The organism is Streptomyces sp. NPDC033165 (genome assembly GCF_055577965.1).
The window spans coordinates 106,016-124,791 of sequence record NZ_JBVIPK010000013.1; the positions used below are offsets into that span (position 1 = coordinate 106,016).

General features: G+C 71.2%; 18 protein-coding genes, 1 tRNA gene and 1 pseudogene. 11 read left to right on the plus strand and 9 right to left on the minus strand.

Annotation, left to right across the window (positions count from 1 at the left end; translation table 11 throughout):
• Positions 1-4: 4 nt before the first annotated feature.
• The 3 genes from ACZ5WC_RS26425 to ACZ5WC_RS26435 form a co-directional block, all read right to left on the minus strand.
• Positions 5-721, minus strand: a complete 717-nt coding sequence (locus ACZ5WC_RS26425) for a nucleotidyltransferase family protein (RefSeq protein WP_468543127.1) — start codon at positions 719-721, stop codon at positions 5-7.
• A 63-nt stretch (positions 722-784) separates the two neighbouring features.
• The gene (locus ACZ5WC_RS26430) at positions 785-1,198 is read right to left on the minus strand and encodes a hypothetical protein (RefSeq protein WP_468543128.1); all 414 of its coding nucleotides are present in this window, start codon (positions 1,196-1,198) and stop codon (positions 785-787) included.
• A gap of 229 nt (positions 1,199-1,427) precedes the next feature.
• Positions 1,428-2,564, minus strand: a complete 1,137-nt coding sequence (locus ACZ5WC_RS26435; protein WP_468543129.1) for an ABC transporter ATP-binding protein — start codon at positions 2,562-2,564, stop codon at positions 1,428-1,430.
• Positions 2,565-2,741: 177 nt separating this feature from the next.
• Here ACZ5WC_RS26435 and ACZ5WC_RS26440 point away from each other — a divergent pair.
• The 9 genes from ACZ5WC_RS26440 (at position 2,742) to ACZ5WC_RS26480 (ending at position 11,514) form a co-directional block, all read left to right on the plus strand.
• Positions 2,742-2,815 (plus strand) — tRNA-Thr (locus ACZ5WC_RS26440).
• Positions 2,816-3,149: 334 nt separating this feature from the next.
• Entirely contained in the window at positions 3,150-3,653 is a 504-nt protein-coding gene (locus ACZ5WC_RS26445) for a hypothetical protein (RefSeq protein WP_468543130.1), read from the plus strand.
• Positions 3,654-4,058: 405 nt separating this feature from the next.
• Positions 4,059-4,583: a toxin-antitoxin system HicB family antitoxin gene (locus tag ACZ5WC_RS26450; RefSeq protein ID WP_468543131.1), complete on the plus strand. Its 525-nt coding sequence runs from the start codon at positions 4,059-4,061 to the stop codon at positions 4,581-4,583.
• A 173-nt stretch (positions 4,584-4,756) separates the two neighbouring features.
• The gene (locus ACZ5WC_RS26455; RefSeq protein ID WP_468543132.1) at positions 4,757-5,647 is read left to right on the plus strand and encodes a DUF4097 family beta strand repeat-containing protein; all 891 of its coding nucleotides are present in this window, start codon (positions 4,757-4,759) and stop codon (positions 5,645-5,647) included.
• Positions 5,648-5,818: 171 nt separating this feature from the next.
• A complete protein-coding gene (locus ACZ5WC_RS26460) occupies positions 5,819-6,820 on the plus strand; it encodes an ATP-binding cassette domain-containing protein (RefSeq protein WP_468543133.1) in 1,002 nt (333 codons plus the stop codon).
• Positions 6,817-7,608 carry an ABC transporter permease gene (locus ACZ5WC_RS26465; RefSeq protein ID WP_468543134.1) on the plus strand — a complete coding sequence of 264 codons (792 nt, stop codon included), beginning with the start codon at positions 6,817-6,819 and terminating at the stop codon, positions 7,606-7,608. The genes ACZ5WC_RS26460 and ACZ5WC_RS26465 overlap by 4 nt, the downstream gene beginning before the upstream one ends.
• A gap of 314 nt (positions 7,609-7,922) precedes the next feature.
• Positions 7,923-8,837 (plus strand): AurF N-oxygenase family protein, encoded by a 915-nt coding sequence (locus tag ACZ5WC_RS26470; RefSeq protein ID WP_468543135.1) that lies wholly within the window; start codon positions 7,923-7,925, stop codon positions 8,835-8,837.
• A 9-nt stretch (positions 8,838-8,846) separates the two neighbouring features.
• The gene (locus ACZ5WC_RS26475) at positions 8,847-10,562 is read left to right on the plus strand and encodes an FAD-dependent oxidoreductase (protein ID WP_468543136.1); all 1,716 of its coding nucleotides are present in this window, start codon (positions 8,847-8,849) and stop codon (positions 10,560-10,562) included.
• A 349-nt stretch (positions 10,563-10,911) separates the two neighbouring features.
• Entirely contained in the window at positions 10,912-11,514 is a 603-nt protein-coding gene (locus tag ACZ5WC_RS26480) for a class E sortase (protein WP_468543201.1), read from the plus strand.
• 46 nt (positions 11,515-11,560) lie between these two features.
• Here ACZ5WC_RS26480 and ACZ5WC_RS26485 read toward each other — a convergent pair whose 3' ends face one another.
• From ACZ5WC_RS26485 to ACZ5WC_RS26495, 3 genes and pseudogenes are all read right to left on the minus strand, one after another.
• Positions 11,561-12,961: an NAD(P)/FAD-dependent oxidoreductase gene (locus tag ACZ5WC_RS26485; protein WP_468543137.1), complete on the minus strand. Its 1,401-nt coding sequence runs from the start codon at positions 12,959-12,961 to the stop codon at positions 11,561-11,563.
• A 67-nt stretch (positions 12,962-13,028) separates the two neighbouring features.
• Positions 13,029-13,721: a rhomboid-like protein gene (locus tag ACZ5WC_RS26490; protein WP_468543138.1), complete on the minus strand. Its 693-nt coding sequence runs from the start codon at positions 13,719-13,721 to the stop codon at positions 13,029-13,031.
• A gap of 128 nt (positions 13,722-13,849) precedes the next feature.
• Positions 13,850-13,969, minus strand: a pseudogene (locus ACZ5WC_RS26495) (NAD(P)-binding protein); the annotation flags it as partial.
• A 146-nt stretch (positions 13,970-14,115) separates the two neighbouring features.
• Between ACZ5WC_RS26495 and ACZ5WC_RS26500 the strand changes: the two are divergent.
• Positions 14,116-14,817, plus strand: a complete 702-nt coding sequence (locus ACZ5WC_RS26500; protein WP_468543139.1) for a pentapeptide repeat-containing protein — start codon at positions 14,116-14,118, stop codon at positions 14,815-14,817.
• 210 nt (positions 14,818-15,027) lie between these two features.
• On the opposite strand, the gene ACZ5WC_RS26505 is transcribed toward ACZ5WC_RS26500, so the two are convergent.
• Positions 15,028-15,525, minus strand: coding sequence for a hypothetical protein (locus ACZ5WC_RS26505; RefSeq protein WP_311120776.1), 498 nt, complete (start codon positions 15,523-15,525; stop codon positions 15,028-15,030).
• A 100-nt stretch (positions 15,526-15,625) separates the two neighbouring features.
• Between ACZ5WC_RS26505 and ACZ5WC_RS26510 the strand changes: the two genes are divergently transcribed.
• Entirely contained in the window at positions 15,626-16,510 is an 885-nt protein-coding gene (locus tag ACZ5WC_RS26510; protein WP_468543140.1) for a hypothetical protein, read from the plus strand.
• A gap of 59 nt (positions 16,511-16,569) precedes the next feature.
• Here the strand turns inward: ACZ5WC_RS26510 and ACZ5WC_RS26515 are convergent, their stop codons facing one another.
• Positions 16,570-17,208, minus strand: a complete 639-nt coding sequence (locus ACZ5WC_RS26515; protein WP_468543141.1) for a response regulator — start codon at positions 17,206-17,208, stop codon at positions 16,570-16,572.
• Entirely contained in the window at positions 17,205-18,662 is a 1,458-nt protein-coding gene (locus ACZ5WC_RS26520) for a sensor histidine kinase (RefSeq protein WP_468543142.1), read from the minus strand. The genes ACZ5WC_RS26515 and ACZ5WC_RS26520 overlap by 4 nt, the downstream gene beginning before the upstream one ends.
• Positions 18,663-18,776: the final 114 nt, after the last annotated feature.

An 18,776-nucleotide genomic window follows, 5' to 3' on the forward strand; every position in this document is an offset into this window, starting at 1 on the left:
GCCGTCAGCCCCCGTGCGAGCCCAGCTCCCGGGCCGCCTCGGTCAGATCCTTCGCGGTGTCGATGGCCCGCCAGTACGCCCCGTGCGGCAGTGGATACCCGGCGAGCCGGCGCTCGCGGGCGAGGCGGGGGAACGTCGTCCGCTCATGGTCGCCGCGGTCCGGCAGCAGCTTCGTGAACGCGGGCGAGAACACGTACACTCCGGCGTTGATCAGATACGGGGAGGGCGGCGACTCGATGAAGTCGGTGATGTGCCCGAACGCGTCCGTCTCCACGGCACCCCACGGGATGCGGGGCCGGGCGAGGGCCAGAGTGGCGGTGGCGTCGCGCTCGGCGTGGAAGGCGGCCATCTCGCGCAAGGAGAAGCGCGTCCAGATGTCACCGTTCGTGGCGTACCACGGCTGATCTGCGTCGGGCAGGCGCTCGGCCGCGTACTTCAGCCCGCCGCCGCGCCCCAGGGGCTCGGTCTCCACGACCGTGGTGACCCGGAGCGGCAGCACGGCCGCCTCCAGCCACTCCTGGAGCACCTCGGCGAGATGCCCGCAGGAGACCACGGCGTCGGTGACTCCTTCGGCGGCCAGCCAGGACAGCTGATGGCCGATGATCGGCGTCCCGGTCCCGGGGATCTCGACCATCGGCTTGGGGCGGTCGTCGGTGTACGGCCGCAGCCGCGACCCCTGGCCACCGGCAAGGATCACGGCCTGTGTCGGATACGTATGCATGGCAGGCACGATAGGCGCTGCCCGCGGGCGGGCGGCGGCGCTCCGAGCCACCGCCCACCGGTCTCAGCTGAACTGGGCGACGCCGGAGGCGAACGAGGTGTCGCAGACGGGGCGGGAGAAGCGCTGAGCGCGGGTCGGACCGTACTGCTCGACGGCGGCCTTGCCGAGCGCCTTCGCGATCGACATGCAGTGGCGGGCGAGCGACGGGCGCTGCTCCACGGCGCGCTGGAGAGCCGTGAGCGCGGTGCCCGGGTCCTTCTCCTGGAGCTCCACGAGCAGCTTCTCGCGAAGGATCTCCTGCGGGGCCCGCGGCTTCGCTGGTTTGGACACGGTCTCCGAGGAGGCGGCCAGCAGCGTGGAGTCGTTGTCCGGCGCGGCCCACGGAACAGTGGTGACCGCGAGGGTCCCGGACAGAACCATGACGACGGGCAGGACGAGAGCGAGGGATCGGCCGATGCGGCGCGCGGTGTGGGTCACGCAGCGAGCGTAGCGGCCAGTGATGACTTGGCGACATTTCGTCACCCTCGCGGGGGATGGTTCGACGCGCCCTTTCGAATACCAGGTTGACGAACCAAGGCGAAATGCCCTGTGTGCCGGGGTATTTGACCTCATCCGGCGTCGAAACCCAAACGCGCCGCGACCACGCAAACGGCCCCGCGCCTCCCTTGCGGGGAGCGCGGGGCCCGAGCGTACGGCAGGCGGCGGGTCAGTTGGAGAGACGCTCACCGGTGGAGGTCGAGAAGACGTGCAGCTCGTCCGGGCGCGGGACGACGTGCAGCTCGGTGCCCTTCTCCGGGACGGCGCGCCCGCCGACACGGACGACCAGGTCCTTGTGCTCGCCGGCGACCTGCGCGCCGCCGTAGACGAACCCGTCGGCGCCGAGCTCCTCGACGACGTTGACGGAGACGGCGAGACCGGCCGGCTCGCCCGAGGCGCCCTTGGCCAGCGACTGGGCGGCGGCGCCCCCGTGCTCGACGATGTCGAAGTGCTCCGGCCGGATGCCGACCGTGACGGTGGTCTCACCGCGGTTCGTGGCGGCGCTGAGCGCCTCGCGGGAGACCGGCACGACGCTGTTGCCGAACTTCACGCCGCCGTCGGTGATCGGAACCTCGACGAGGTTCATCGCGGGGGAGCCGATGAACCCGGCGACGAAGAGGTTGGCCGGGCGGTCGTACATGTTGCGCGGCGAGTCGACCTGCTGGAGCAGCCCGTCCTTCAGCACCGCGACCCGGTCCCCCATGGTGAGGGCCTCGACCTGGTCGTGGGTGACGTAGACCGTGGTGATGCCCAGGCGGCGCTGGAGCGAGGCGATCTGCGTACGGGTGGAGACACGGAGCTTGGCGTCGAGGTTCGACAGCGGCTCGTCCATGAGGAAGACCTGCGGCTCCCGAACGATGGCCCGGCCCATCGCCACACGCTGGCGCTGACCACCGGAGAGCGCCTTCGGCTTGCGGTCCAGGTACTCGGTGAGGTCCAGCATCTTGGCGGCCTCTTCGACCTTCGCCCGGATGTCGGTCTTGTTCACACCGGCGATCTTGAGCGCGAAGCCCATGTTGTCCGCGACGGTCATGTGCGGGTAGAGCGCGTAGTTCTGGAACACCATGGCGATGTCCCGGTCCTTGGGCGGCAGGTGCGTGACATCACGGTCGCCGATGCGGATCGCGCCGCCGTTGACGTCCTCAAGACCCGCGAGCATGCGCAGGGAGGTCGACTTTCCACAACCGGAAGGACCGACGAGGACGAGGAACTCACCGTCCGCGATGTCGATTTCGAGCTGGTCCACAGCCGGCTTGGTGGAGCCGGGGTAGACGCGGGACGCCTTGTCGAACGTGACACTGGCCATGCTGAATCTTCTCCTCCACCGGCAGGAACGTGCCGGACGATCCGAGTAGGGAGTGGTCTGGTCCACTTGAGCGGACCTGCCGTGACGCTACCTGGCGTTCCCTGATCTGTCAGTAGTCCAGGGCACATGGAAAACGCGGACGGGCGGGGCGCGGGGTTGGTTAGACTGCTCCGGCACGCCTCCTTAGCTCAGCTGGCCAGAGCAACGCACTTGTAATGCGTAGGTCGTCGGTTCGAATCCGACAGGGGGCTCGGTGGGAAGCCCAGGTCAGGTGTGTCTGACCTGGGCTTCTTTTGGTCGGCGCGTGAACTGGGCGAGGGGCTGGCGTTGGTTCCGCCGCCTGCGGATCCGCTGGGGGATGCGGGACGGCATCCATGAGGCCTTCCTCATCCCCGGTGCGCACTCGCCTGCTGGAGACGCCTGAACGCATCGCGTACCAGCGGATGACCGTGCTTCCGTCACTCGGGGGAGGGCCCGTCGTGGCGACGGTACCCAGGCATGACGCCTGGACGCCGGAACGGGAGCACGGTGGAACCGGGCCGACGACAGCCGTTGGCCCGGTGAAGGCGCTGGGCGGGAGCGGTGATGACGCGCGTGGTGACGCCAAGGGCGGCTCGGACGGTCGTGGCGCTGGGCGGCGCGGCTGCCGCGCCCTATGTCGCTATGAAGATGTACTGGGCATTCGGCGGCAGGGCGGGGCTTGCGGACGGGTTCGACGTGACGGGCGAGTTCGAGAGGAATGGTGCCCCCGATGCGTTGGTGTGGCTCGAACGGCATGGCATCGACTTCACGGCCGTGCTGGCGCTGATGGGGGTGATGCTGGCATTCGCCCTCGTCCGGCCATGGGGGCGGAGACTCCCCCGGTGGCTGTTGCTTCCCCCGGCCTGGGCGGGAACGCTGTTGATCCCGTACGGACTGCTGACCGCTGCGGTCGCCCTCACCGGGAACGGCGGTGATGCCGCGCCTTCGGTGACGCAGTGGGTGGTGCCCGCCGGGGTCGGCGCGTTCCTGGGCATCGGAACAGCCTTGGGCGTTGGAGCCTGGTCACGCCTGAACCAGAATGCTGTCGCTGAAGGCATGCCTCGTTGAAGCGGGCGTGCGGCAGCCGGGCCGCGTCCTCACCGGCGTTCCGAGGCTCCGGCCGTGCCGTCCCGGACTCGCATCGTCACTCCCGCGATGATCCGGCCGCCTCGGAGATCATTTCGATAGGGGTTCCAGCTCCCGAGTGATCCTGGCGAGCTGTACCGCCGGAAGCCGCGAAGGGGGCGAACAGGAGCTGTTCGCCGTCTCGGCTTCCGTGCCGAGGAGCATGTCTGCCTGGTGGTGCCATGTGGTGCCACCCGGTGCCGGTGTGGCGTCACTGTTGGTTGTTCGGGGTGCTCATGGGGTGCCACTGCGGCGCTCCAGGTGATGACTTTGCAGGTCAGGGGCGTCTTTATGGGGAGTGCGCCACAGTGGCTCGACGTGGCGCCATTTGTGTGCCATCATGGCGTCATGGATCTCACCCCCTACGTCGACAACCTCCGGCGGGAACTCGCCGTCGCCGCGGATGCCAGCGGTGACGAAGCCCGGGCCCTGGCCGAGCGGCTCAGTGCCCCCCTGGAGTCCGCCGCCCGGCTGACCCTGCTCAATGTGCTCTCCGCGGCCATGGGTGAGGTCACTCGGGAGCTGGCGCCCGGTTCGGTCGATGTGCGGCTGCGCGGGCTCGATCCCGAGTTCGTGGTGACGCCGCCGCCCATGCCCGAGCCGGCGCAGGAGGCGCGGGAGCCGGTCTCGGCTCCCGTCGTGGCCGCGCCGCCGGCCGGGGAGGGCGAAGACGGCACCATGGTGCGGATCAACCTCCGCCTCCCCGCCCATCTCAAGGGCCGCGCCGAGAGCGCGGCGGCGGCGGAGGGGCTGTCCGTCAACGCCTGGCTCGTGCGGGCCGTGTCCGTCTCCCTCGACGGTGGGGGGCGTGCGAGCGCCCCGGGCCGGGGCGAGGACTACGGCGGTCGCGGCTTCACCGGCTGGGTCCGCTAGGGCCTGTCGTCGAACTGCAGTCGTCGCCCGGCAGGCGGCAGTTCGACGACAGGCCCCGGCACCGGGACCCTCCGGCCTCGCCGGACCCCAGTCCCACCTTCACCGGCGGATCGCCGATCCGGCCGACGTCACCGATCACTCATCATCCACCGAGCCAAGAGGACGGGACCGCCATGCCTTCTTTCGATACTCCTGAGCCGATCTCCGCCGTCATCGAGCTGGACGCCGGCACTGCCCGTATCGCTGCCGGCAAGCGCACCGACACGGTCGTCGAGGTGCTGCCGGGCAACGGATCCGACGAGGACGACGTACGCGCCGTGCGGCAGACCCAGGTCTCCTGCTCGGGCGGGCGGCTCACCGTCAAGACCCCCAGGAAGCGGTCCCTGTTCGGCAGGCCCGGCACCGTCGTCGTGAGCGTCGAACTGCCCGCGGGCTCCGACGTCCGGGGCACGTCCGCCCTGGGTGGCTTCGTCTGCGAAGGTCCCCTCGGGGACGTGAAGCTCACGACCTCGCTCGGAGATCTTCAGGTGGCCGAGGCCGCCCGCGCCGAGCTCAGGACCGACCACGGCGACATCCGGCTGGTCCGCTCGGCCGGGGACGCCGAAATCGTCGGATCCGGCCGGGTCGAGGTCGGCGCGGTCGGCGGGGCGGCTGCCGTCAAGAACGGCAACGGTGCGACCGGGATCGACGAGGTCGGTGGTGAGCTGAAGGTCAACGCGGCCAACGGCGACATCTCCGTGGGCGTCGCGCACGGCAGTGTCGTCGCCAAGTCCGCCAACGGGCGGATCGAGATCGGCGTCGCCCGTGCGGGGGTCGATGCGACCTCCTCCAACGGGCGCATCCGTGTCGGCGATGTGATGCGTGGCCGCATCGCTCTGCGTACCTCCGTCGGCGACCTCGAAGTGGGCATCCACGAGGGCACCGCCGCCTGGCTCGACCTGAACCCCAAGTTCGGCACCGTACGCAACTCGCTCGGCGCCGCCGCCGGTCCCGAGGGCTCCGACGAGACCGTCGAGGTGCACGCCCGGAGCGGGGCCGGCGACATCATCGTCCGCCGCGCCTGACCCCGCCCACGTCCGCCTGACCGGCCCACGCCCGCCTCACTGCCCCATGCCCGGCTACCCACCCATGCCCGACTGACCGGTCACGTCGGACTGACCAGTCATGTCCGCCTCACCGGTCATGTACGCCTCGCCGCCCCACGCCCGACTCACCGCTGACGAAAGGGAACCAGCATGACTGTCATCCGGGCCTCCGCGCCGCTTGCCGAGAAGGCTGCGACGCAGGCGATCACCGCCACCGGACTGCGCAAGTCCTACGGCGACAAGCTCGTGCTCGACGGCATCGACCTGTCGGTGCCCGAGGGCACGGTCTTCTCCCTGCTCGGCCCCAACGGCGCGGGCAAGACCACCGCCGTCAAGATTCTGTCCACCCTCATCACCGCCGATGCCGGCCGGTTGAGCGTCGGCGGCCATGACCTGGCCGTCGATCCCCAGGCCGTGCGTGGCGCGATCGGTGTCACCGGGCAGTTCTCCGCCGTGGACGGCCTGATCACCGGTGAGGAGAACATGCTGCTGATGGCGGACCTGCACCGTCTTCCGCGCCGCGAGGGCCGACGGGTCGCCGCCGAACTGCTGGAGCGCTTCGACCTCGCGGAGGCGGCGAAGAAGACGGTAGCGGGCTATTCCGGCGGCATGAAGCGCCGCCTGGACATCGCCATGACGCTGGTCGGCTCCCCGCGGATCATCTTCCTCGACGAACCGACCACGGGTCTCGACCCGCGTTCCCGCCACACCATGTGGGGGATCATCCGCGAGCTGGTCGCCGGCGGCGTCACCGTCTTCCTCACCACCCAGTACCTGGAGGAGGCCGACGAGTTGGCCGACCGTATCGCCGTGCTCAACGACGGGAAGATCGCCGCCGAGGGCAGCGCCGAGGAGTTGAAGCGGATCGTTCCGGGCGGGCACGTCCGGCTCCGCTTCACCGACCCGGACGCCTACCGGTCCGCCGCCTCCGCCCTGCACCAGGCCGCGCGCGACGACCAGGCGCTGGCATTGCGCCTTCCCAGCGACGGCAGTCAGCGCGAACTGCGCTCCATTCTCGACTGGTTGGACTCGGCCGGGATCGAGGCCGACGAGTTGACCGTCCACACCCCCGACCTCGACGACGTGTTCTTCGCCCTCACCGGATCCGGCGCTCCCGCCCGGAACGACCAGCCCAAGGAGGCACTCCGATGAGCTCCCTCGCCCTCGCCGTCCGCGACTCGAACACCATGCTGCGCCGCAACCTCCTGCACGCCCGGCGCTACCCCTCCCTCACCCTGAACCTGCTGCTCACGCCTGTCATGCTCCTGCTGCTTTTCGTCTACATCTTCGGCGATGTGATGAGCGCGGGCCTCGGCGGCGGGGGCGCCGATCGCGCCGAGTACATCGCCTACATCGTTCCGGGGCTGCTGCTGATGACGGTCGGCTCCACCGTGGTCGGGACCGCTGTCTCCGTCTCCAACGACATGACCGAGGGCATCATCGCCCGCTTCCGCACCATGGCGATCCACCGCGGCTCCGTGCTCGTCGGACATGTCGTCGGCAGCGTGCTGCAGAGCGTTCTGAGCGTGGTCCTGGTGGGCGCCGTCGCCGTGGCCATCGGCTTCCGGCCGACGGGCGTCACCGCCCTGGAGTGGCTGGCGGCGTTCGGGCTGCTCGTGCTCTTCGCCTCGGCCCTCACCTGGGTCGCGGTCGGCATGGGCCTGATCAGTCCGAACGCCGAGGCCGCCAGCAACAACGCCCTGCCGATGATCCTGCTGCCTCTCCTGTCCAGCGCCTTCATCCCGGTCGGGACGATGCCGGGCTGGTTCCAGCCGATCGCCGAGTACCAGCCGTTCACGCCCGCCATCGAGACCCTGCGCGGCCTGCTGCTCGGCAGCGAGATCGGCCACAACGGCTGGCTGACCGTCGGCTGGAGTCTCGGGCTCGTGGTGCTCGGCTACCTCTGGTCGACCTCGAAGTTCGGCCAGGACCCCCGGTAGTCGACGGGGAGGTGCGGTGAGGGGCCCGGGCCGATTTCTACCGAGGGGTAGGCGGCCCGGGCTCCTTGTTATACCTTGCGTCTAACAAGGGGGTGGGGCATCCGGCCGCTGCCCGGGCAGCAGGGGGCTGTTGTCGTACGCACTCCGCCGCTCAGTGCGCGCGCCACCACGCTGTACGTGCGCATCGCCACGCTGTACGCCCGCAACAGCACCCTGTGCGCACACGGCAGCACCCTGTACGCCAACAGCAGCCCCCTGTACGCACACATCGCCACGATCAAGGATCACCGCACTCGACCCAGAGGAGCCGCAGCATGGCCGGCAGCACCGTTCCGTCGAAGGTCCAGGACAGTCCCGAGGGTGACGATGTCGCGCGGCGGCTGCTCGGCTCGGCCGCGCAGCTGGCGTACGACCCGGCCACCGAGGTCGACTGGGAGACGCCGCTGGACAAGGAGTTCCACGGCGCGAGCCCCGAGTGGAGCACGCTCTACGGCACGCCGTACTGGCGTGAGTTGACCGAGGCGCAGCGCAAGGAGCTCACCCGGCAGGAGGCGGCCTCGGTCGCCAGCACGGGGATCTGGTTCGAGATGATCCTTCAGCAGATGGTGCTGCGGGACATCTACATGAAGAACCCGGCGGGCGCGGAGTTCCAGTGGGCGCTGACCGAGATAGCCGAGGAGTGCCGCCACTCGATCATGTTCGCGCGCGGCGCGCAGAAGCTCGGGGCCCCGCACTACCGGCCCCGGCGCGGGGTGATGGAGCTGGGCCGGGCCTTCAAGACGCTCGCGTTCGGCGAGGCCGCGTACGCGGCGATCCTGGTCGCCGAGGAAGTCCTCGACGTGATGCAGCGGGACTGGATGCGTGACGAGCGGGTCGTGCCGTTCGTCCGCACCATCAACAACATCCATGTGGTGGAGGAGTCCCGGCACATGAAGTTCGCCCGGGACGAGACCCTCAAGCGGCTGGAGGGCGCGGGGTGGGCGCGGCGGCAGATCAACGCGTTCGTCGTCGCCGTCGCCTCGTACTTCATCGTGACCAGCATGGTGAACCCGGAGGTCTACCGGAGGGCCGGGCTCGACCGGAAGCGTGCGCTGGCCGCCGCGAAGGGCAACGAGCACCACAAGTCGATGATGCGGTCCAGCTGTTCGGGACTGATGGACTTCCTCGCCTCCGCCCGGCTGCTCACCAAGCCCGCCCTCGCCTTCTACAAGCGCGCGAACCTGATCTGAGCCGGGGACATGACCTACGCCATCACCCAGACCTGCTGCAACGACGCCACGTGTGTGGCCGTGTGCCCGGTCAACTGCATCCATCCGACGCCGGAGGAACGCGCCTTCGGCCGTACGGAGATGCTCCACATCGACCCCCGGGCGTGCATCGACTGCGGGGCCTGCGCGGACGCCTGCCCGGTGGACGCGATCTTCCCGGTGGACGTGCTGCCCGCCGGGCAGCGGGAGTACGCGGACATCAACGCCGCCTATTACGAGGGTGCCCTTCACGAGGGGGAGGAGCTCCCTTCCGCCGGGGCCGGTGTCGACGGGCCCAACTTCCATGTCTGGGGCGAGCCGGTCTTCGAGCGGAGCCTGCCGTCCGACTTCGGGCCGCTGCGGGTGGCCGTCGTTGGCACCGGTCCGGCGGGGATGTACGCCGCTCAGGACCTGCTGCTGCACACCGGTGCGGAGGTGACCCTGATCGACCGGCTGCCGGTGGCGGGCGGCCTGGTGCGGTACGGCGTGGCGCCCGATCACCCCGCGACGAAGAAGGTCGGCGACACCTTCTCCCGTTTCCACAGCCACCCCCGGGTCCGTATGCACCTGGGCATCGAGGTGGGCCGGGACGTCACCGCCGAGGAGCTGACCGCCCACCACGACGCGGTGATCTACGCGGTCGGCGCTTCCACGGACCGGCGGCTCGGCATCCCGGGCGAGGAGAGCCCCGGCGTGCTCTCCGCGACCTCGTTCGTCGCCTGGTACAACGCCCATCCCGAGGCCGTAGCGCAGGGCGTCGACCTGACCGCCGAGCGGGTCGTCGTGGTGGGCAACGGCAACGTCGCCCTCGACGTAGCCCGGATTCTGGTCGCCGACCCGCAGACGCTCGCGGCGACCGACATCGCCACCCACGCGCTGGAGGCCCTGCGGGCGAGCCGGGTCCGCGAGGTGGTGGTGCTGGGGCGACGGGGGCCGGAGGACGCCGCTTACACCCGTTCCGAACTGCTGGCCCTGAAGCATCTGGAGGGCGTGGAGCTGGTCGTGGACGACCACGACCCGCGTACGGCGGCGGCGATCGACGCGGCGGGGGCGGGCGACCGGGCCGGGGTGCTGCGGGGGCTGGCCCGGGTGCGGACGGAGGCCGCGTCCCCCGCGTGCGGTGAAGGGGCGGCCCGGCGCATCGTGCTGCGCTTCCACTCCGAGCCGGTGGAGATCCTGGGCGGCGGTGGGGTGCACGCGGTACGCGTCACCGACGGAGGCGACGGAGGCGACGGCGGTGGTGGCGGCGGAGGCATGGCGGACCTGCGCGCCGGGCTGCTGCTGCGGGCCATCGGCTACCGGGGCCTCCCGGTCCCCGGGCTGCCGTTCGACGAGGCCTCAGGCACGGTCCCGCACGAGGGCGGCCGGGTCGCCGGGCTCCCCGGCAGCTATGTCGTCGGCTGGATCAAGCGCGGGCCGTCCGGTGGGATCGGCGCCAACCGCACCTGCGCGGCCGAGACGGTCGGCGCGCTCCTGGCCGACGCGGTCGCCGGGGTGCTGCCCACGCCCACGGGCGACGCCAGGGCGTTCCGCCGGCTCGCCCGGCAGCGCAACCGCCGCGTCGTGGACGCCCGCGGCCTGGCCGCGATCGACCGCGCCGAACGGGAGCGGGGCCGGCGTGCCGGGCGGCCCCGGGTGAAGCTCGCCACCGTGGAGGAACTGGTGGCGACGGCCAAGGCGGGGCGGCTGTCGGGGCTCAGGCGCTGAGCGCTGGACGCTGGCTCTCAGCGTCGGGGGCTGAGGGCTGAGGAGGCAGGTTGTCGGCGGAGTGGCCTGGCGGCGATCGCTTCCCGGGCCGTCGCCCGCCCCTCACGCCTCACGGGCGGGGCGGGCGACGGGCGTCCGTATGCGGATCGTGGGGGCGGTGGTGTACTGGGAGGAGAAGGAGGGGCCGCCCATGCGCCGTTTTCGTGGTGTCGCCCGTACCGCCGCCGGTACCGCCGCCGGTGGCTGTGCCGCCGTCGTACTGAGCCTGGGGTGTGCGGCCGGGCTGTCAGGCGGCCCGGGCGGGGGGACGCAGGACAAGGCCCCGCTCCCCGCGGCCGGGCGCTCGGTGATGGCGCCCGCCTCGGGGCCTGCCCCCGTACCCGCCCCCGTGCCGGCCCCCGCCTCCACCCCCGTCCCCGCCGATCGCACCGATCCCCGCACCGCCACCGCCGTCCTCGCGATACCCGCCATCGGTGTCGAGGACCTGGACGTCGTGCCGTACGAGGGGACGACCGACGACCGGCCCGGCAGCCGGATCCAGGACCGGGGCGTCGCCTCCAGCCCGTACGGCGAGGAGGGCGGGGTCGGGCCGGGAGACGTCGGCAATTACCTGGTCACCGCGCACCGGCTCAGTGCCGGAGGCGTGTTGCGTGATCTTCCGGATCTCGGCAAGGGCGATTCCGTGTACGTGACCGAGGGCGGCACCCGCTACACGTATGAGATCACCGAGACGCGGCAGACCTCCTTCCGCAGCGAGCGGTCGCTCGCCGAGCAGCGGGCCGAGGTGCCGGGCAAGCCCGGTGTCGAGCCGACCCGGGCGATGATCACGATCTCCACCTGCGCGACGCCCGAGGACGACGCGGCCGGGAACTTCTGGCGGGACGCCCTCGGCAACCCCGAGCACCGGATCGACAAGGTGGGCGTGCTGGTGGCGGAGCGTCCGGCGCCGTAGCCCGGCGCTGTAGCCCGGTTCCGTGGCCCGGCTTTGCAGCCCGGCGTCAGTGGCGGCCCGCTATGCGGTCCGCCGTCTTCGCGATCGGGTCGGTGCCGGGGCGCGGAGAGGACGTCTCGCGGCGGTCGGCGGCGCGGTAGGCGGCGTACAGGCCGTGGACGCCGAGCCAGCGGAAGGGTTCCGGTTCCCAGCGTCGGACCTTGTGGTTCACCCAGGGGAGCGTCGTCAGGTCGGTGGGGCCCGCCTGGCCGGAGTCCTGCTGGATCAGGTCGCGCAGGGTGCGGGCGGCGAGGTTGGCCGTGGCGACGCCGGAGCCGACGTAGCCGCCCGCCCAGCCCAGGCCCGTGGAGCGGTCCAGGGTGACCGTGGCGCACCAGTCGCGCGGGACACCGAGGACGCCGGACCAGGCGTGGTCGATGCGGACGCCGGCCGTGGTGGGGAAGAGGCGGACCAGCAGGTCGCGGAGTGCGGCGACGGTGGCGGGCTGGGTGCGGCCGTCGTTGTCGGTGGCGGAGCCGTAGCGGTAGGGGTAGCCGCGGCCGCCTATCGCGATGCGGTCGTCGGCGGTGCGCTGGGCGTAGAGGTAGGCGTGGGCCATGTCGCCGAGGGTCTCGCGGCCCTCCCAGCCGATGGTGTCCCAGATGCGGGCGGGCAGCGGCTCGGTGGCGATCATGGAGGAGTTCATCGGGAGCCAGGTGCGCCTCTGGCCCTTGAGGCTCGCGGTGAAGCCCTCGGTGCAGCGCAGGATGTACGGGGCGCGGACCGTTCCGTACGGGGTGACTGCGTGCTTGGCCTTGATCTCGGTGACGGGCGTCGACTCGTGGATCGTGACGCCGAGCGCCTCCACCGCGTCCGCGAGGCCCTTGACCAGCTTGACCGGGTGCAGCCGGGCACCGTGCGGGGTCCAGGTGGAGCCGACGGCGCCGGTGACATGGATACGTTCGGCGGTCTCGCGGGCGCCGCGCAGGACCCGGTCGCTCTCGCCGAACGCGATCTCGACGCTGTGGAAGTCCTTGAGGCGGGCCAGCTGCGCCGGGGTGTGGGCCACCTCCAGGACACCGCCCTGGTGGATGTCGGCGTCGATCTCCTCCTCGGCGGCCACCCGGACGACCTCGCCGACCGTCTCGTTCATCGCCTTCTGGAGCCTTACGGCGGCGTCGTGGCCGTGCAGCTTCGCGTACCGGTCGCGGCCCGCGATGCCGTTGTAGAGCCAGCCGCCGTTACGGCCGGAGGCCCCGTAACCGCAGAACTTGGCTTCCAGAACGGTGATGTTGAGGAAGGGGACGGCCTTCTTCAGGTAGTACGCCGTCCAGAGCCCGGTGTAGCCGCCGCCGACGATGCAGACGTCGGCGCTCGCGTCGCCGGGGAGGGGTTCGCGCGGGGCGGGGGTGCCCTCCTGCGCGTACCAGAACGATATGCCGCCGTTGACGGTACTGACGGTGCTCATGATGCCCCTGGTGTCCCTGTTCCGGTGTCCGGTACCCACTGATGCCGAGCGTATGTGTGGCGGGACGTTACTGCGCGGGGGACCGCTGCGTCTCCTGGTCCGTACCGCGGCGGGTCAGCGGGTAGCAGGCGAGGCCGATCAGCACGGCGGTGAAGTGGCCCAGATCGGTGAACGTGCGGCCCTCGCCGATCAGCGGCACGCCGTAGGCCACCAGGACCGCGAAGGCGTAGGCGTACCGCCAGGGGTGCGGTACGCGGTACGTGAGGACGGCGATGACCCCGGCCAGCGCGTAACTGACGCCCACATCCAGGGTGCTGGCGGCCGACGGCGGGGCGTGTCCGTACCGGATCGCCCAGGCCAGGACGCCTTCGCTGACGAGGGTCGCCAGTACGTGCGCGAGGACCGCGACCGTCAGCCAGCGCAGGGTGCCGAGCCAGTGTTCGGCGGTGGCGTGGAAGACGGTGAACAGCACGGCGTACGGGAGCCAGCGGCCGCCGTCGATCCACAGGGCGCTGGAGATCAGGACGCGGAGGGGGTTCCGCGAGAGCTCGTGCAGGTTGGTGGAACGGTCCCGCAGGAACTCGTCCTCGAAGGCGGGCGACATCTGCCGCAGGACGACGGCCGTGACGAAGAGGATGCCCAGCCAGATGTACGTGCCGGGGGCGGTGGCGATCCAGTGGCGGACGGCGGCCGCGGCTGTGGACCGGGGGCTGCGGGTGCCGGGGGCGCGAGGGCGGATTCCCGGCTGTTCTCGGGGCATGGCCCGATTGACGCATGTGCCTACGATCGGGGGTGCGATCGACATTCCCGAAGAATTGATCGACACCCGGACCACGTACAACGGAGCCGCCCGGGCGGGCTTTCGTCGCCGGGTTGCCGGGCCTTGCGCGCGGTCCTGGCCCGGCCGCCCAGGGTCCGGTGACCCTCGTACAGAGTGACCCGCGCACCGGACTCGGCGGCGGTGATCGCGGCGGTGAGCCCGCCCCCGATGACGTGGATGTGGTCCATAGCTGGAACTCCTTCGACCCTTCGCTTCTTCGGTGATGCGACTCTTCGGTGATGCGACGCATCGTCGGTGGTGCGACGGATCGGGGGAGGCGGCGCGTGACGCGGTCTGCGGGGGCGTTGTCAGTGGTGTGCGTCACGATGGGGGCATGGCAGCGAGTACGGGCAGGACGGCCGGGACCAACAAGGGCAAGAAGGACGGCATCGCGGCGGCGCGGCGGCCGGAGGTGCGCCTTCCCCCGCTCGTTCCGTACGACGGGGAGGGCCTGGAGCCGGACGGCGACTACGACGGGGTGCGGTTCGCCGGGGTGGACCTGGCGGATGCTTCGGGGCCGGGTGCGCGGTTCATGGACTGCGCGCTGGAGGGCTGCGGCCTCGACCGTACGGAGCTGGTGCGGGCCCGCTTCATCGACTCGGTCCTGACCGGCGTACGGGGCGTGGGCACCGATCTCGCGGGGGCGTCGCTGCGGGACGTGGAGGTGGTGGACGCACGCCTGGGCGGGGTCCAGCTGCACGGGGCGGTGCTGGAGAGGGTGGTGATCCGGGGCGGGAAGATCGACTACCTGAATCTGCGCAAGGCCCGGCTGAAGGACGTCGTCTTCGAGGGGTGCGTGCTCTCCGAGCCGGACTTCGGGGACGCACAGCTGGTCCGGGTCGAGTTCCGGGAGTGTGTGCTGAAGCGGGCGGACTTCAGCGCGGTGCGGATGGAGTCGGTGGACCTGCGGACGGTGGCCGAACTGGACATCGCGCGGGGCGTGGAGCGGTTGGCGGGTGCGGTGATCAGCCCGGCGCAGCTGATGGAGCTGGCACCGGCGTTCGCGGCGCAGATCGGGGTGCGGGTGGAGGCGTGAGGGAGGCGGGGGAGGTGATCTCGTACGGGCAGTACAGGAAGTACGGGTTGCCTGGTTGCCGGTAATCGGTTCCCGGCTACGGGTTGCGGGTTGCGGGCGCACGAGGCGCGTATGAGGCGTGAGGGACGTACGCAGGACGCGCGAGGCACGGTACGAGGGTGCGGGGGACGTGCGAGGCGGATACGGGCCGCCGCGGACTCGCTTGACGGCTCACATACGGGGGAAGCGGGCCTGGAGGTCCCAGATCACGGGGTTGTCGGCGAGGCCCTCGTGCATGTCGGCCAGATCGGCGATCAGGTCGTGCAGGAAGTCGCGGGCCTCGCGGCGCAGGAGGGAGTGGCTGAAGGTGAGCGGGGGCTCGTCGCCGGGCATCCAGTCCGCCTCGACGTCGACCCAGCCGAAGCGACGCTCGAAGATCATGACGTCCGAGGACTCGGTGAAGTCCAGCTCCGCGTACTGCCGCCGGTGCGAGCGGTTGCCGCGCGGGTCCTGGTCGATCTGCTCGACGATGTCGCACAGCGCCCACGCGAAGTCGAGCACCGGCACCCATCCCCAGGCTGTGGACACCTCGCGGTCCGCCTTGGTGTCCGCGAGGTAGACGTCGCCGGAGAACAGATCGTGGCGCAGCGCGCGGACGTCCGCGCGGCGGTAGTCGGTCTGCGGGGGGTCGGGGAAGCGACGGGAGAGGGAGTAGCCGATGTCGAGCACGGACCGATGGTGTCATGCCCGGTCACGGGGGCTGACACGATCGGGTGAGGGCGCAGGTTCTCCCGGGCGCACCGGCCGGTGGACCTCTAGCGTCCGGCATATGGTCAGTTCGCCGCATGAGGCTCATCATCGGATCTTCCAGGAGAATCCCGGTCTGTTCACGAGTGCCTTCCGCGCTCTGGGCATTCCCTTCCCTGAACCGGTCGCGGTTTCGCTCATGGACACGGACCTCACGGAGATCAGACCACTCGAACGGCACGTGGACACGCTGCTGCGGATCGACGTGGCCGGTGGCGACTGCCTCCTGCTGGCGATCGAGGCCCAGGGCAGGAAGGACCCGGACAAGCGGAGCAGCTGGGCCTACTACCTGGCCCACCTCTACGCGAAGTTCCGGTACCCGCCGGTGCTGCTGGTCGTCTGCCGGGACAAGGGGACGGCGGAGTGGGCGGCCGAGCCCATCCGCATCGGCCTGGAGAAGCACCCGAGCCTTGTGGTGTTCCCCCTGGTGCTCGGACCGCACAACGTGCCGATGGTCACGGATGCGGCGCGAGCCGCCGAGGACCTGCCGATGGCTGTCTTCTCCGCGATCACCCATAGTAACGATCTCGGTATCGCTGCCATACTGGAAGCTCTCGCCGAGGCGCTCCGGGCCACGGACGCCGATGCCGCAGCGGTCTTCGCCGAATTCACCGAGGCGGGTCTGGGAGCCACCCCGGCCCGTGAGATCTGGAGGAACCTGATGGGCACTGGGCTGAGTCACTTCCGGGGCTTCGTCGCCGAATCCTTCCGCGACGAGGGTCGGGTGGAAGGCCGCTTGGAAAGCCGGGCCGAGGACATTCTGCGGATTCTCGCGGTGCGCGGTGTGGAGGTGCCGGACGCGGCACGGCAGCGCATCACCACGTGTACCGACCTTGCGGTGCTCGACGTGTGGTTCGAGCGGGCGGTCACCGCATCGGGTGTCGACGCCTTGTTCGACGAGAGCTGAGCCGAAGGCCGGTTCGAGAGCTGGCCTTCGACGATCAGAACGAGGCCGCCGGCCGAGCCCTACGGCAGCAGGCGCTGTTCCTTCGCGACCGATACCGCGCCCGCGCGGGTGTCGACGCCGAGCTTGTCGTAGATCCGGCCCAGGTGGGTCTTGACCGTGGCCTCGCTGATGAACAGGGCGCGGGCGATGTCGCGGTTGCCGAGGCCCTGGGAGAGCTGGGCGAGGATGTCGCGTTCCCGGTCGGTGAGGCTGGGGCGGGGGCTGCGCATCCGGGCCATGACGCGGCTGGCGACGGGGGCCGAGAGCGTGGTGCGGCCCTGGGCGGCGGACCGGATGGCGGCGAACAGTTCCTCGGGGCGTTCCGCCTTCAGCAGGTAGCCGGTGGCACCGGCCTCGATGGCGCGGGTGATGTCGGCGTCGGTGTCGTACGTGGTCAGAACCAGGACGTGGACGGTGCCGTCGGCGGCGATGCGGCGTGTCGCCTCGACGCCGTCGATGCCCTCGCCGAGCTGGAGGTCCATGAGGACGACGTCCGGGGTGAGCCGGGCGGCGAGCACCACGGCCTCCTCGCCGCTGCCCGCCTCGCCGACGACCTCGATGTCCGGTTCGCTGCCGAGGAGGGCGAGCAGTCCGGCGCGCACGACGACGTGGTCGTCGCAGAGCAGGATGCGTACGGGATTTGTCGGGCGGCTGGTCATGCGGGTTCCTCCGGGGCGGTGGGGTCCGGGGCCGTGGTGAGGGGGACCTCGGCCGAGAGCACCGTGCCCTCGCCCGGCGCCGACTCGATCGTGAGCGTTCCGCCGAGCTGGTGCACTCGGGCCCGCATCGCCGGGAGGCCGTGGCCGCGGACGGTGGGGGTGCCGTGTGCGCCTGCGGGCTCCACGGTGAAGCCGCGGCCGTTGTCGGCGATGTCCAGGACCACCCGGTCGTCCAGGTGGGTCAGGGTCAGGCCCGCGGCGGTCGCCCCGGAGTGCTCCCCCGCATTGGCCAGGGCCCCTTGGGCGATGCGCAGCAGGGCGGACTGCACCCGGTCCGGCAGGGGAGTGTGCGGAGTGCCCTCCACGTGGCACCGGACGGTCAGGGCGCCCTGGGCCTGCGCCGTCTCGCGGGCCGCCAGCGCGTGCAGCGCCGCCTCCAGGCCGCCGCCCTCCGCGAGGTCGGCCGGGGCCAGGTCGTGGACGAAGCGGCGGGCCTCGGCGAGGTTGCGTTCGGCGATGCCCGTGGCCGTACGGACATGGCGGCGGGCGGCGTCCGGGTCGGCGGTCCAGGTGCGGTCGGCGGCCTGGAGCAGCATCTGCTGGCTGGACAGGCCCTGCGCGAGGGTGTCGTGGATCTCCATGGAGAGCCGCTGGCGTTCGGCGAGGGTGCCCTCGCGCCGCTCGGTGGCGGCGAGTTCGCGCCGGGTGCGCAGCAGGTCGGCGATCAGCTCGCGCTGGCGTGCGGCCAGTTCCCGTTGGCGTACCGCCTGGCGCTGCATATGGACGAAGACGGCGGTCGCCACGGCGGCCACGGCGGGCGGGGCGAGTACCAGGTTCGGGTCGAACCCGGTCGCCAGGCGCAGTTGCGCGGCGACGACGAACGCCGTGAGCAGGGCGACGAGCGCGAGTGCCGCACGCGGCGGCAGGATGCGCAGCCCGGTGTAGAAGAGCGGCACCGCGCACCACGCGAAGCTCGGCGCGAGCACGACCAGCACCATCCAGACGACGACGAGGACCCCGAGCCAGGTGAGCCGGCGCGGGGTGGGGCGCGAGCCGAGGACCGGGCCGAGGAGGTAGAGCGCCGCGAGGGTGATGGAGAGAGCGATGATCCACGGGGTGCGGGCCTCGCCGGGGTGCCGCATCAGGAAGCGGGTCAGCGAGGCGCCGAGCAGCAGGAAGAACGCGGCGTGCATGAGGAGCGCGAGCCAACGGGCGTCGGGGTCCGGGCCGGTGGGGGCATTCTTCTCCGCGTTGTGCGGACGGGGGGCACCTCTTTCCGGGTCGTGTGGACCGGGGGCGCCCTTCTCCGGGCCGTGTGGGCCGGGGGCGCCCTTCTCCCCCTCGTGCGCACCGGAGCCACCCCTCTCCGCGTCGCGCGGACCGCTTGGGTGGTGCACCTCGTACCTCGCGTTCCCTGTGTCGCCGCCCCTGTTGACCTGCGTAGATCCCTCCATGGTGGTCCGGTCCGACCACCCCCGCATCAACCGATCGGCTGATGGGGGCGTCAGCCGTCCCGCGCGCCGCTTCCAGCCGGTACGTCGACCGTACGGGGCCGGATGCGCCGTGAG